Annotated in this window: 10 protein-coding genes; 3 read left to right on the forward strand and 7 right to left on the reverse strand. The window is 68.5% G+C overall.

The features are described 5' to 3' along the window. Positions 1-199: 199 nt before the first annotated feature. From trxA to ACAX61_RS04095, 7 genes are read right to left on the reverse strand one after another with little or no spacing between them, the layout of a single operon-like run. On the reverse strand, positions 200-520 hold the full coding sequence (gene trxA / locus ACAX61_RS04065) for a thioredoxin TrxA (protein ID WP_370713532.1): 321 nt from the start codon (positions 518-520) through the stop codon (positions 200-202). 54 nt (positions 521-574) lie between these two features. Next, positions 575-3,961 (reverse strand): double-strand break repair helicase AddA, encoded by a 3,387-nt coding sequence (gene addA, locus ACAX61_RS04070; protein WP_370713533.1) that lies wholly within the window; start codon positions 3,959-3,961, stop codon positions 575-577. Next, positions 3,954-6,905 (reverse strand): double-strand break repair protein AddB, encoded by a 2,952-nt coding sequence (addB, locus tag ACAX61_RS04075; RefSeq protein ID WP_370713534.1) that lies wholly within the window; start codon positions 6,903-6,905, stop codon positions 3,954-3,956. The genes addA and addB overlap by 8 nt, the downstream gene beginning before the upstream one ends. Beyond that, on the reverse strand, positions 6,898-7,653 hold the full coding sequence (locus tag ACAX61_RS04080) for a nucleotidyltransferase family protein (RefSeq protein ID WP_370713535.1): 756 nt from the start codon (positions 7,651-7,653) through the stop codon (positions 6,898-6,900). Before ACAX61_RS04080 ends, addB begins: the two co-directional genes overlap by 8 nt. A 3-nt stretch (positions 7,654-7,656) precedes the next feature. Continuing rightward, positions 7,657-8,625 carry an aminoglycoside phosphotransferase family protein gene (locus ACAX61_RS04085; RefSeq protein ID WP_370714894.1) on the reverse strand — a complete coding sequence of 323 codons (969 nt, stop codon included), beginning with the start codon at positions 8,623-8,625 and terminating at the stop codon, positions 7,657-7,659. Beyond that, positions 8,622-9,065 carry a tRNA (adenosine(37)-N6)-threonylcarbamoyltransferase complex ATPase subunit type 1 TsaE gene (tsaE, locus tag ACAX61_RS04090; protein ID WP_370714895.1) on the reverse strand — a complete coding sequence of 148 codons (444 nt, stop codon included), beginning with the start codon at positions 9,063-9,065 and terminating at the stop codon, positions 8,622-8,624. Before tsaE ends, ACAX61_RS04085 begins: the two co-directional genes overlap by 4 nt. Then, a complete protein-coding gene (locus ACAX61_RS04095) occupies positions 9,065-11,407 on the reverse strand; it encodes a sensor histidine kinase (RefSeq protein WP_370713536.1) in 2,343 nt (780 codons plus the stop codon). The genes tsaE and ACAX61_RS04095 overlap by 1 nt, the downstream gene beginning before the upstream one ends. Before the next feature lie 262 nt (positions 11,408-11,669). On the opposite strand from ACAX61_RS04095, the gene ACAX61_RS04100 reads away from it, so the two are divergent. The 3 genes from ACAX61_RS04100 to proC all read left to right on the forward strand — a co-directional run bounded on the left by ACAX61_RS04100 (position 11,670) and on the right by proC (position 13,753). Then, complete coding sequence (locus ACAX61_RS04100) at positions 11,670-12,254, forward strand: CC0125/CC1285 family lipoprotein (RefSeq protein WP_370713537.1); 585 nt, start codon at positions 11,670-11,672, stop codon at positions 12,252-12,254. Between the two features lie 174 nt (positions 12,255-12,428). Continuing rightward, positions 12,429-12,938: a type III secretion system chaperone family protein gene (locus ACAX61_RS04105; RefSeq protein ID WP_370713538.1), complete on the forward strand. Its 510-nt coding sequence runs from the start codon at positions 12,429-12,431 to the stop codon at positions 12,936-12,938. Continuing rightward, the gene (proC, locus tag ACAX61_RS04110; protein ID WP_370713539.1) at positions 12,938-13,753 is read left to right on the forward strand and encodes a pyrroline-5-carboxylate reductase; all 816 of its coding nucleotides are present in this window, start codon (positions 12,938-12,940) and stop codon (positions 13,751-13,753) included. The genes ACAX61_RS04105 and proC overlap by 1 nt, the downstream gene beginning before the upstream one ends. The last annotated feature ends 62 nt before the right edge of the window (positions 13,754-13,815 follow it).

The raw sequence follows: 13,815 nt of genomic DNA on the forward strand, positions 1-13,815 counted from the left end.
ATCGACTCGGAGTTCCCCCTGTCGACCCCGCCGCTCCGCTAAGGGGCCGGGATGACATGAGGATGCGGTTTCGGAGACGTTTTGGTTTCGGCTATGTGACGGTAATGTGAAGTTCGTGACGGCTGCGTGACATCGCGCACCGTCGCCGGTTGCAAAAAGGGCCGGTCACCCATGGTGCCGGCCCTTCTTTCACTTCGCCTTACAGCTCGCTTTCGAGCCAGGCCTTCAACCGCCCCTTGGGTTCCGCGCCCACCTTGGTCGCGGCGACCTCTCCGTTGCGGAACAGGATCATGGTGGGGATGCCGCGCACGCCATATTTGCCGGGGGCATCGGGATTTTCGTCGATGTTGAGCTTGGTGATGGTCACCTTGTCGCCCAGTTCATCGGACAATTCCTCAAGGCTGGGGCCGATCATCTTGCACGGACCGCACCATTCGGCCCAGAAATCGACGAGGACGGGACCTTCGGCGCCCAGCACGTCATTGGCAAAGCTCTGGTCGGTGACAGCCTTGGTCGGCATGATCGAAAACTCCTTTTAGCGTGGCCCACAATCTATGGTGCCGTCCGCATCGGCTCAAGCGCGCGCGGGCAAGCTTTGCTCCACGCCCGCGAAGCCGGGCTTGGCCGCCGCCAGCATTTCCGGCGGCAACACCAGCAGGCGCGGCCCTGCGGTATACAGCAACGCGGCCTCCACCGGCCGGTCGGGAAAGATGACCGACAGGGCAGCGGCATAGGCCGCCATCTGGCGCAGGTGATAGTCGGGCACGTCGCTCAGCCCGTCGGGCACACGCCGCCCGGTCTTGAAATCGACCACGCGCACGCGGTCGGGCCGCACCAGCAGCCGGTCAACCGTGCCGGCCACCACCTGCCCCGCGACGACGGCAGCGATCGGCGCTTCGGCAAGGGCGTCGGCGCTGAAGATCCCAGCCAAATCGGGATGCTCGATGATTGCCAGCGCCTGATCGAGCAGGCCCGCGCCGAGTGGCTCGTCGCCCAACCAGGCCTGTCCTGCAGCACGACGATGCTCAGCGGGCAAGGCGGGCAGACGCTCAAACAGGCCGTGGAGCAGGCGCCCGCGCTCCGCCGCGTCGCGCATGGCGCGGCCGGGCGGCGGATCGACCACCGCATCGTCGCCGAGCGATGAGGGGGCCAGCGGGCGCGGCGGGCGTGCTTCCTCTGGCGCGGGACGGCGGGCCCAGCCGGGCAGCGCGGCCGCTGGATCGTTCGCGCGCGGGGCCTCGCCCGCATCAGCCGCGACTGGCACGGCATCATCGGACAGTTGCCGCGTCTCGCCCGGCGGCACCCCCAGCGCGTCGAAAGCGAGCATGGCGGCGCGATACCAGCTGAGCGGCGGCGCTTCCCCCTTTGCCCGGTCGGACAGGCTGCCCGCGATCACCAGCTGCTCCTCCGCACGCGTCGCGGCGACATAGAAAAGCCGCCAATGCTCCTCCAGCTCGCGGCGGTCGGTTTCCTCAACCAGCGCATCCAGCGGCCCGCCGCGTTCCGCCGATCGCGGGCGGAACACCGGAATTGCGGGCAATGCCGGATCGGCCTGCCATTCGATCAGGTCGCGGCGGTTCTGTGTCGGGTCGGCCGTGGCGTCGGCCAGGATGACCAGCGGCGCCTGAAGCCCCTTTGCCCCATGCGCGGTCATCACCCGGACGGCGGCCTGCGGGCGGGAGCTGTCGCGCACGATCTCCACATCCCCGCGATCGAACCAGTCGAGGAAGCGTTGCAGCGAGGGCGTGGCGTTATGTTCGAAGTCGAGCGCGGCGGACAGCAGCTCCTCGATCGGATCGCGCGCTTCTTCCCCCAGTCGCTCGATCAGGCGGCGGCGCCCGTCCAGCTCGCCCGACAGGATGTCCTCAAGGAAGCGATAGGGCGTGGTGAAATCCGCGCGCGCCAGCAGCCGATACAGCGGCGCCAGCCGGTCGGCAGGCTGAGTGGCGCGCAGATGTCGCCACAGCCCACCCTTGCGCCCCATCGCCGCCGCCATCAGCGCGTCCTGGCTCCAGCCGATCAGCGGGGAGACGAGCAGGCTGGCCAGCGCCAGATCGTCGCCGGGCTGCAGCACGAACCGGATCGCGGCGAGCAGGTCCTGCACCGCCAGCGGCGCGTTCAGGCGCAGGCGGTCCACGCCCGCGACCGGCACCCCCTCTGCATACAAGCGCGCGACGATCAGCGAGGCGAGGTCGCCGCGTCGCTTGACCAGGATCATCACATCTTCGGGACGCAGCGGCCGCCCCTTGCTGGCCAGCATATGTCCGGAGGCCAGCCAGTCGCGCACCTGCCGCGCGATGCGCTTGGCCAGTTCGCGGACCTGATCGTCGACCCAGCCTTCCTCATCCTCCTCACTACCACCCGCAATGACAGGGGGCAGCAGCGTGACGGTACCGGGACCGGGCACTTGCGACGCGTGGGGCTGGCGTTCCCCCGCCCCCATGCCCGGCACTGGCAGCACATCGAGCGCGGCGTCGACGAAGCGCAGCACCGTGGCGGTCGAGCGGAAACTTTCGTTCAGCGCCACCGTCTCAAGCGGCCGATGCTCCTCCGCCTCGACCGGGGTAGAGGCGAGCCGGTCGAAATGAATCTGTGCGGCGCGAAAGAAGATCGGGTCGGTACCCTGGAAGCCGTAAATGGCCTGCTTGTCGTCGCCCACGGTGAACAGTGTGCGGACGCGGTTGCCGCGTGTGCCCGCACCGGCGAAAAACTCATCGGCTATGGCGCGGACGATGCGCCACTGGGCGACATTGGTGTCCTGCGCCTCGTCGATCAGCACATGTTCGGTCGCCAGATCGAGCTTGTAGCGCACCCACTCACCCATGCCCGGCGTTTCCAGCAGGCGCACGGTCGCGGCGATCAGGTCGTCGAAATCGACCGCGCCCGCCAGCCTTTTGGCCCCGGCATAAGCGGCGGCATAAGCACGCCCCGCCTCAAGCGCAGCCGCCAGCGCATCGGCATAGGCGGCGCGGACGCGCAGCGACAGCAGCTCGGCACAACGGCCATGCAGGCGTTCGGCCAGCGGCGGGTAATCGTCGCCGGGCGGTACCTGTCCCTTCCCGCCGCGCGGATCGCCCTTGCCGGTCGCCCACACCAGATGCAGGTCGCCCAGCGTCCGCGCTCGTGTGGCAGGATCGGCGGCCAGCCAGGCGGCGATGACGTCGGCGCGCTCCAGCCCGCGCTTGGTCCCCCATGCCGCCTGAAGCGCCGACAGCTGGCGCAGCGACACCAGGTCGAACGCATCGTCGCAACACGCCGCCTCGACCGCCGCGTCGATATCGTCGCCGGGCAGGTCCAGCGCGCGTCGGATGAAGGGCTGGATGCCCGGCCCCATCGGCAGGGCCGCCATCGCGTCCGGCCGCGCGGCACAGGCATGCAGGAACGCCTCGGCCTTTACTTCTCCCAGCCGCATCGCCAGCCCGCCGATCGCATCGGCGATGCGGGTGCCGCCGCTGCGCGCCTCGTCCTCCAGCAAGCTCGCCAGTGCGTCGCGCCGCAACAGCGCCTGTTCGCGCGGTTCGATCGGGCGAAAGCCGGGGACCAGCCCCGCTTCGGCCGGAAAGGCGGCGAGCAGGCTCTGGCAGAAACCGTGAATCGTCTGGATGCGAAGCCCGCCCGGCGCATCGAGCACCCGGGCAAACAGGGTGCGGGCGCGCTCCACCTGTTCCGGTGTCGCCGGTTCGCCAAGGCCGCGCAGTTCGTGGAACAGCTCGTTCCGGTCCAGCCGGACCCAGCGCGCCAGCGTACCCGAAATCCGCTCCGCCATTTCGGCAGCGCCCGCCTTGGTAAAGGTCAGGCACAGGATCGCCTCAGGCCGGCCACCTGCCAGCAACAGGCGAAATACCCGCGCGGCCAGCACCTGTGTCTTGCCGGTCCCCGCCGACGCCGCCAGCCACACATGGCGCTCAGGATGGCTGGCGTCGCGTTGCGCGCCGCGAAGGGGGTGGAGGGGTTTAGTCACGTCCGTACCATTCGTCGCGGCGCATCAATTGGTCATATTCGGCATAGGGCGCCATTTCGGGCACCAGCTTGGCGGTGAATGGCGCGTCGCCGGTCAGCCATTCGCGCACCGCACCGACGAAATGGTCGTGCGCCATGCCGACGAAATCCTCCGGCGCGATGCCGCTGCGCCCGCCGACGGGACGCTGGATATAGCCCAGCGTCTCCCCCTTCTTCGCCAGCGACCAATATTCGAAATCGCGCGCCTCGCCGCCCACGCCATCGAACCCGCCGCGCTCGGCAATCAGGCCGATCAGCCCCAGTTGCAGGCTGAACCCCGCCGCGACCGCCGCCGGGCTGGGCGGCTTGCCGGTCTTGTAATCGATAATCGCCAGATGCCCGTCAGGCGTGCGGTCGATGCGGTCATATTTGCCGGTCAGCGTGACGCCCGCAATGTCGAGCGCGCCCGATTGCTCTACGCCGAGCACGCGACGCCCCTCCCCCATCTGACGCACCAGTTCGCCCGCGATCCATTCGACCGCCGCGATCAGGCGTGGTCGCCACAGCGCGCGGACGATGGGGTGGGTGCGCGTGTCGTCCAGCATCGCATGGGCGCGCGCCACCAGTCGGGCGGGATCGTGCGCGTCGTCGCGCGACCATGCCTCAAGGATCGAATGTACCGCCGTGCCGCGCCACGCGGCGCTGGGATCGGCATCGACCGGGTCGAGCGGCGACAGCCCCAGCATCCGCCGCGCGTAAAAGGCATAGGGATCGGCCTTCAGCCGGTCGACCTCGGTCACGGACAGCTTGCGCGGGCGGTCCGCAACCGGCGGGCACGGCGCGGGTCGCGTCGCAGGCCGATGCGCGTCGGCGGCATCCAGCGCGCGCGCCCATTCGGCCAGATGCGGCACCGGCTCCAACCCCTCCGCCAACGCCTCAAGCCGCAGCCAGAAGCGCGAGGCGATCTTGGGCGACGCCGCATCGCGCCGCGCGCGCGTCAGCATCACTTCGCGCGCGCCAAGGCCAAGGGCGAAGTCGTGCGCCGACAGGCCGATCCGCCGCTCCAGCGCGGGCAGGCCCAGTTCGCTGCGGATGCGCGGCGCCAGCCAGGGGTCGGGCGCGGGCAGCGTCGGCCACACCCCTTCGTTCAGGCCGCCCAGGATCATCAGGTCGGCGCTCTGGAACTGTGCCTCGATCAGGCCATAGATGGACAGGCGTGGGTGACCGCCTTGCGCGGGCCGCACCGCAACCGCATCGAACAGCTCGCGCAACATCGGCAACAGCGCGCCGGGCGACACTGCGCGCGGCCCGTCGCCGCCGTCGCGCTCCAGCTGGTCGAGCAGGTCCGCCGCCGCCCGCCCCTCGGCCCGCGACCATGCCGCATCGCCCGCCAGCAGCGTCGCCGCTTCGCGAAGCAGCCGGGCATGGTCGTCCAGCGACCGGTCCCCGCCATCGGCCATCGCCGCAACGGGCGCCAGGCAGGTGCGCGCATCCTGCCACCACTCCGCCGCTGCCGCCCGCAGCGCGGCGGTGCGCTTGTCACCCTGCGCCAGATGCGCGTCGATGCCGTCCAGCCCCGGCGCGGGGCGCGGGCCGCGCAAGGACAGGTCCAGCCGCCGCGCACCCTCCAGCCATTTCAGCCGCCGCTCCCCGTCGTCGGCGGCGACCAGCGGGTGTTTCAAGAGCGCCAGCAGCGACATCGGCGCGAATCGCTGCCCCGCCGCCTCGGCAATCGCCAGCAACAGCGTGCCCGGCGCCAGCATCGACAGCGGGCGGCCCGCCGAATCGTCGATGGCGATGCCCCAGCGGGCGCAATGCGCCGCGACGCGGGCGGCCAGGTTGCGGTCGGGCGTTACCAAGGCCGCAGTCCGACCGGGCGTCTCCACCGCTTCGCGCAGGCGAAGGGCAATCGCCTGTGCCTCCTCCGCCGGGGTCGCCACTTCGATCGCGGTCACGCCGTCGAAGCGGCGCTCGGCACGCGGCAAGGTGGGCCAGCGATGGGTGAAGGCGGCGGGCAGCATCGCGCTGTCAATCGCCTTGCCGCGCGCGCTTGGCGCGTCGAGCTCGCTGGCGACGCGCCACGGCTGCACCTCCGCGCGCGACACGCCCATCCGGTCGAGCAGCAGCTTCAGGTGGAATTGCGGGTGCGTCTCCACCGACGGGCGGCGCAGACCGGTGATGGGGTCGGGTGCATGGGGGCCAAGCGCGTCCCACACCGCGTCGTCCAGCCCCGTCGCAAGACCCGGCAGCACGACGAACCCGTCGGGCAGCCCGGCAATACAGCGCATCAGCCGTGCCACGGCGGGCACCGGCGACGTGACCCCCGCCGCACACACGAACCGCGCCGGAGCATGATCGGCCCAACGCTTTGCCGCCCGGTCGAGCAAGCGGCGGCGGCGTTCGGCAAGGTCGATGGCGCCCAGCCGCGCAAGCTCCCCCGGCCAGCGGTCCAGCACCACCTCGAACGTCGACAGCGCGGTCGCCCAATGCTGCGACAACTCCCCCGACAGGTCGAGCGCGCGCAGCGCCGCGGGGTCGATTTCCTCCACCTGCAACGCGTCCAGCGTTCGCGCCAGATCGCCCGCCAGCCGCACCGCCTCTGCCGCGTCGAAACCCGGCCGCGCTTCCTGAAGCAGACGCGCCAGGATCAGGCGGCGGCGCAGCGGATCGACGGCTGGGGGCACCGGTGCGGCCTCTGCCGGGTCGAAAAACGGGCCGACCGCTTCGTCCAGTTCGGGGTCGCCGATGGGGACGATGCGCGGCAGCAGCAGCCCGCCCTCGCTCAGCCGCACGAACGCGTCGTTGACCGCGCGAACGGCGCGGCTGGTGGGCACCAGGATGACGCCGCGTGCCAGTGCCATCGGATCGCGCCCGAACCGGCGCATCAGGCCGATCGCCAGCGTGTCGGCAAACGCCTTGTTCGCGGGGATGGTATAGACCGACGGCGCGCGGTGCGCGTCAGCCATCGGCCAGCATCGCTTCGGTCATGGCGATCGACGGCGGGCTGCCGACATCGAACCACAGGCCTTCATGCGCCAAACCCCATGCACGGCCCGCTTCAATGGCGCGCTGCCAGAACAAGTTGGTCGAAAACGGTCCTTCGGGATAGTCGGCGATGATTGCGGGGTTCAAAATCTGGACCCCGGTGAACACGAACGGCGCCAACCGCCCCGGCGCACGGCGACGCAGGATCTGCCCGGTGGAGCCGAGGTGGAAATCGCCCAGCCCTCCATGCCCATGCGCGCGCGCCAGCGGCACCATCAACAACAGCGCGTCCATGCGGCTGGCATCCCACAATTGCGCCAGCTGGATGATCGCGTCGATCGGCCCGTCGATCCACAGATTGTCGCTGTTGACGCACAGGATCGGGTCGTCGCCCAACAACGGCCGCGCCTTGGCCAAGCCGCCGCCGGTTTCCAGCAACTGGTCCCGCTCGTCGGAGACGACGACGTCGATACCCTTCACCCGGTGAGTCAGATGCGCTTCCAGCACATCGGCCAGGTAATGGACGTTCACGACCGCGCGCTCGACCCCGGCGGAACGCAGCCGGTCGAACACATGGTCGATCAGCGGCTTGCCAGCAACTTCGACCAGCGGCTTGGGGCGGGTGGCGGTCAGCGGGCGCATCCGCTTGCCAAGACCGGCGGCCATGACCATCGCGGTGCGCGGCACGGCGACATCCGGATTGGGGCGGAGCGAAAGCGTCTGTGCCATGGGTCAGCCTGCCAGCACGATCGGGTCGCCGCGCATTGCGGACGGAATATGTGCGTCGAACCAGCGCGCCACGGGGGCCAGCGCCGGGTGCGCGAGATCGCGCTCCAGATAGGTCCAGACACGCGGGCACAGCGTCGGGTAACGCGGCTTTCCATCGCGCTGCCACAAACGGGTGAAGATGCCGATGATCTTGGCGTTCCGCTGCGCGCCCAGCACGTGATAGGCGGTGGTGAAATCGTCGCCAACGCCAACGGTGCGGCAATAAAGGTCCAGCATCGCCGCCTCGATCGCCGCAGGCACGTCGCGCCGCGCGTCCTGCAACAGGGACACCAGGTCATAGGCCGGATGCCCCGCCAGCGCGTCCTGGAAATCGAGCAGACCCAGCGTTTCATGGCCGTCGATCAGCATCAGGTTTTCGGCATGATAGTCACGCAGGACCGTCACGGCCGGCACGCCGTTCAGCGGCGCCAGCACCTGCTCCCACGCCGCGCGATAGCCAGCGACATCGACGTCCAGTCCGATGGCGGGGCAATACCATTCGGTCAGCAGACCCGCCTCACGCTGATATTCGGTCAGGTCATAGGGGCGCAGCGCCATGGGTTCATGGCCATGCAGCCGGACGAGCAGGCGAACCGCCTCCTCATACAGACGCAATTCGCTTTCGGGCGCCGCGTCCACCGTTTCGCGCATGCGGGCGTTGCCGAAATCCTCCAGCAGGACCAGCCCGTTGGCCAGATCCTCGCCCAAAATGGCGGGTGCTGCGAAGCCGCGCTCGGTCAACCATCGCGCGACCGACAGGAAAGGGCGCGGGTCCTCATGCGGGGGTGGCGCGTCCATCAGGATCGCGGAGCGACCCGGCGCCACGGCACGGAAATAGCGGCGAAACGATGCGTCGCCGGCGAGCGGCTGGATCTCGGCATCGTCCCAGCCAATGGCGGCGAGAAAGGGCAGCGCCGCGGCCGGAGGATTCATGTCAGGGGCCATCGCCCCTCCCATGCCGCCGGAACCTCAACTGTCAAGCCACGCGCGCCGTCCTGCCCGACCGAAAGCGTCAGACGCAGGGCATCGCGGAACCAGTATTCGCCGACCCGTTCGGGCCACTCGACCAGCAGTGCGCCGTCGTGACGCGCATCGTCCAGCCCCAGTTCGTACAGTTCCGCCTCATCCTCGATCCGATAAAGATCGACGTGAAGGACCGGCAACCGCACTTCCGGCGGGGCATAGCTCTGCACGATCGCATAGCTGGGGCTGGGCGCCTCCCCCTCCAGGCCCAGCGCCGCCAGCAACCCGCGCGCCAGCGTCGTCTTGCCCGCGCCCAACGGGCCGGACAGGGTAACGACATCGCCCGCGCGCAGCACGCCCGCCAGCTTTGCACCCAGCGCCATCATCGCGCCCTCGTCCGCCAGCCGCATCATTTGCGTGGCAGCTCGATGGTAATCAGCGTGCCCTGACCGGGTTCGGAGACAAGCGCGATGGTCCCGCCATGCGCCTCAAGCAATTGGCGGGCCAGCGGCAGGCCAAGGCTCAATGCCCGCTCCCCGGCCCCGGCCACGCCCTCTCGCGCGAAACGGTCAAAGGCGCGGGCCTGCGCTTCTGCCGACATGCCGGGGCCATTGTCGGACACGACGATCCGCGCCCGGTCGCGCGTGCCATCGACGTGCAGCAGCACGCGCCCGCCCGCCGGGGTCGACAGGATGGCGTGGCGCAGCACATGTTCGATGGCCTGGCGCAGACGCCGCCCCTCACCCTTGATGCGCCCGGCGCTGCTTCGCACCTCGGTCGCCAGTTCGACGGGCTTTTCCGCAGCCAGCGGGGCCACTGCGGCGGCGGCGGTTTCGGCCACTTCACCGATGGCAAGCGCGGTGCGGACGGGCGACTGATCGGCAAGCGTCAGTTCCAGCACATCGTCCACAAGCGACCCCAGCCGCTCGGCGGAATCGAGGATCGCTTGCGTATATCCACGCGCATCGGCCGACAGATCCCCGGCATAGCCGGCGTGCAACATTTCCGCGAACCCCTTGATCGAGGTCAGCGGCGTGCGGAGTTCATAGCTCATGTTCGCGACAAAGGCGGTCTTGACCTTGTCAGCCGCTTCCAGCGCGTCGTTCCGGTCGCGCAGCGCCTGTTCGATGCGGCGGCTGTCCGAGATGTCGAGCATGGTGAACAGCGCATTGCCGTCGGGCAGCGGGACCGCGCCGAATTCGAAATGGCGCCCATCGGCGAATGCGACGCGACCGCCGCGCTGTATCCGTTCCGACGTGGCGGAGCGCACCAGTTCGGCCATGAGCGACGCACGCGAAGGATTGGCCAGCCGGTCCGCCGCCGCACGTGCCAGCGCGTCGACGCGCGGATTCGCCTGAAGCATCGCTTCCTCGAAACCGAAAACGCTGCGGAACTTGTTGTTCCAGTGCTGAAGCCGCCCGTCGCCGGCAAAGACCGCAATCGCTTCGAACAGGTTTTCGATGGTCGCGGTGCGAACGCGCAGCAGGGTGTCGCGCGCGCTGGCCAGCTGAATCTGTTCGGTGCGATCCTCGAAGATCAGCAACAGCCCGCCATCGGGCAGCGGCTGGGCCACGACGCGCAGATGCGTGCCGCCCGCCAGATGCCAGCTTTCCTCCAGCGATTCGTCGGCCGCCGTGAACCAGCCGCGCCGTTCCGCTTTCCAGCCGGGGAAGTCGCGCACTTCGGGAAGCCGCCCGCCTTCGCGCATCCGTTCCAGCACGCGGTCGAATTCGGGGCGGTCGGCCAGCCATTCGGGGCGGATCGCGAACAGACGCCGAAATGCCTGGTTGCAGAAGGTCAGGCTGCGGTCGGGGGCGAATTGCGCCACCCCGGCGGAAATGCGGTCCAGCATGGCCCGCTGCGCCTCGCCAAAGCGCTTGATGCCGGTGCGCGCCTGCTCCAGCTCTTCGATGTCGATCGCAAAACCGGCGATCCCGCCATCGGCCAGCGGCACGTCATGGACGCGCAGCATCCGGCGCTGACCACCGATCGTCGCGGGCATTGACGTCGCGCGGGGCAAGCTGTCTTCGCGCACTGCCTGCGCCTGGACCGGCGGCGCGCCGGGGGCGCCCATTTCGACCAGTTCGCTCTGGCGCGCGATCACGTCGTCGCCATCGTTGCCCTCGACCGCATCGACATAGGCCGAATTGACCATCGCCAGCTTGAGGTCGGGGCCGCGATACCACATTGGCATCGGCGCCGCTTCGATCAGGCCCTTGAGCGCGCGATAGGCGTCGCGCAGTCGCGCCACCTGATCGGTCAGGCGCGAAACCTCTCCCTGCGTCTGGGTCGCGTCGAAAAACCAGATGATCACGCCGGGATCGGCTGCAACGGATGCCGGCGCGCGCTCCCCTACCGCGAGTAACAGCCGCTCTCCACCCACGGCACGCACCGGCAGACGAAAGGGTATCGCGGCCTGTTGTGCGGCATCGACAGCCGTCGCCAGTCGCTGCGCGTCCTCAGCGATCAGCCCGCCCTGATCGCTGGATAATGCGGCAAGGCTGACCGGCGCGTCGACGAGACCCAGCCAGTCGAGCAACGGACCGGGCACTTCCACCCGCCCATCGACGTGAACCATCATCGCGCGCGCCGGCGCAGAATGGATCAGCGCCCACAGCCGCGCATTGTCGGCAACGGTTTCGCGCGCGTGCGCGCGCATCGCTATACCGGTATAAAGCGCCCAGCACGCGGCACTGATCAACAGCGCAAGCACCGTGCCGACGATCACCACACTGCCCAGCCCGGATATCATGCCCGATATCGGCGCGCATGCGCGCTGGCCCGCCATTGTTCCATAAGGACTGCCCTAGAGTGGCGCAGCCCGCGGCGAAAGGGGGTTGATGACAAACCGTTCACCATATTGGCGATAACAGTGGCGTCTGGCCACGTCATTCAGCATCGGCTAATCGATGGAACGGCACAACCCGACGCGCGCGTGAGGGAGGAGCGAAGTGGCTTCCCCAAGCGTTTCAATATGATCGGGTGTCATTCGCATCCGCAGCCGGAGAGTTTGCATGTTCAAGTCCCACAAGCGCCGCATCGGATTGGTCCTCGCCGGTGCCGTTGCGCTGTCGGCCTGTGCGACGCCAACGCCCTATCGCCCAGTCACCGGCCAGGGCAGCTATCGCACGGGTTATTTCGACGAACAGATCGAGGATAATCGTTTCCGCGTCGGTTTTTCGGGCAACAGCCTGACATCGCGTGAGACGGTGGAACGCTATTTGTTGTTCCGTGCCGCCCAGCTGACGCTGGAACGCGGGTTCGACCACTTCACGCTGGTCGACCGCGACACCGAACGCCGCACACGTACACAGGTTATCGACGATCCGTTCATGGGTCCGGGCTGGGGCGGCTTTTATGGCGGCTGGGGTCCTCGCTGGCGCTATTTCCGACCCGGCCTTGGCTGGGGCGGTTGGGGTGGCTGGGGCGGCTGGGGGTCGGGCATCACCGATGTCCGCCAGATCGACCGCTACGAAGCCCAGGCCGAAATTCTGACGGGTCGCGGTCCCAAGCCGCAGGATGTCCGCGCTTTCGACGCGCGCCAGGTGGTGGAAAATCTGGGTCCGAACATTCGCCTGCCGGACGAACGTCGCCGCTAAACCACGGGTTTTCGCACAGGCCAGATGGGGGGCGTCCGGTAACGGTCGCCCCTTGTCGTTTGTGGGGGAAATGTCGTCCACAGACTTATCAACAGCTTTCCCCACCCTTTGCTTGCACCACTTCGGGTTGGGCGGCACCTTGCGGTCTGCGGCCATTTGCCGCAGTCAGGATTGATGACGATGCTCGACGAAGCCGAATATGACCGCGACGATGCGGCCCCGATCGATATGCTCGAAAATTATTTCGCGGCACATGGTTGGACCCACGAGCGCGAAGACGACGAGATCGTCGCCAAGGTCAAGGGAAGCTGGACCGAATATGAATTGCGCGCGATCTGGCGCGAAGAAGACGGCGTGCTTCAGTTCCTGGCCCTGCCCGACATCCGCGTCGCCGACGAACGGCGTCCCGCGATTTATGAGACGCTTGGACTGGTCAACGAACAATTGTGGATCGGCCATTTCGAACTTTGGTCGTCCAGCGGCATCCTGCTTTATCGCCACGCCGCCGTGCTGGACGGCGACGACGATGCGACGATGAGCCTGGATCGCGCCGAATTGCTGGTGGAGACTGCGATCGACGAGTGCGAACGCTTCTATCCCGTTTTCCAGTTCGTGCTGTGGGGCGGCAAATCCCCGCGTGAAGCAATTGCCGCTGCGCTGATCGAAACGCAGGGAGAGGCGTGATGGAAAGCGGCGCGGCGCATGCTCGACTGTGGCTGGTCGGCGCCGGCAACATGGGCGGCTCGATGCTGCGTCGCTGGGTGGCCAGCGGCATCGCCCCCGACCGCATCACGGTCATCGATCCCGGCAACCCGATCGTCCCTGAGGGCGTCCGCGTCGTCGCCACCGCGCCCGACGGGCCGATGCCCGACATTGTCGTGCTGGCGGTCAAGCCGCAGCTGATCGATCAGGCATTGCCGACGCTGCGCCGTGAAACGGGCGCGGGTGGCCCTGCCATTCTGGTGTCGATCCTCGCGGGGGTTGAGATTGACGCGCTGCGCCGCCGCTTTGCGGCTCAGGCCTATGTCCGCGCCATGCCGAACCTGCCCGTCGCCATCGGCAAGGGTGTGGTCGCATTGCACAGCGACAGCGACGTGCCGGCCGTGCGGGGCGCGGCCGAAGCGCTGATGGCGCCGCTTGGCCTGGTCGAATGGGTGGATCAGCCGCTGTTCGACGTGGTCACCGCGCTGTCGGGCAGCGGGCCGGGCTTTACCTATCGCTTTATCGACGCTCTGGCGCAGGCCGGGGCCGAGCTTGGCCTGCCCGCCGATCAGTCGCTGAGACTGGCGCGTGCGACGGTCGAGGGCTCGGCGATCCTTGCCGCCGAAAGCGACGAGACGCCCGGCGCGCTGGCGGATCGGGTGGCGTCCAAGGGGGGATCGACGCGCGAAGGGTTGAACATCCTCGACCGCGACGATGCGCTGGTCGAACTGCTCACCGCCACCATCGACGCCGCGACGCGCAGGAACGCCGAAATGGCTGCCGAGGCGCGCGGCTGAAGGGAACGTGACGCCCCTCCAGTGGGTTATGGTCTGATCGACTGCCCATCCGAACGACTGGA

The organism is Sphingomonas sp. IW22, from assembly GCF_041321155.1.
Taxonomy (GTDB): domain Bacteria; phylum Pseudomonadota; class Alphaproteobacteria; order Sphingomonadales; family Sphingomonadaceae; genus Sphingomonas.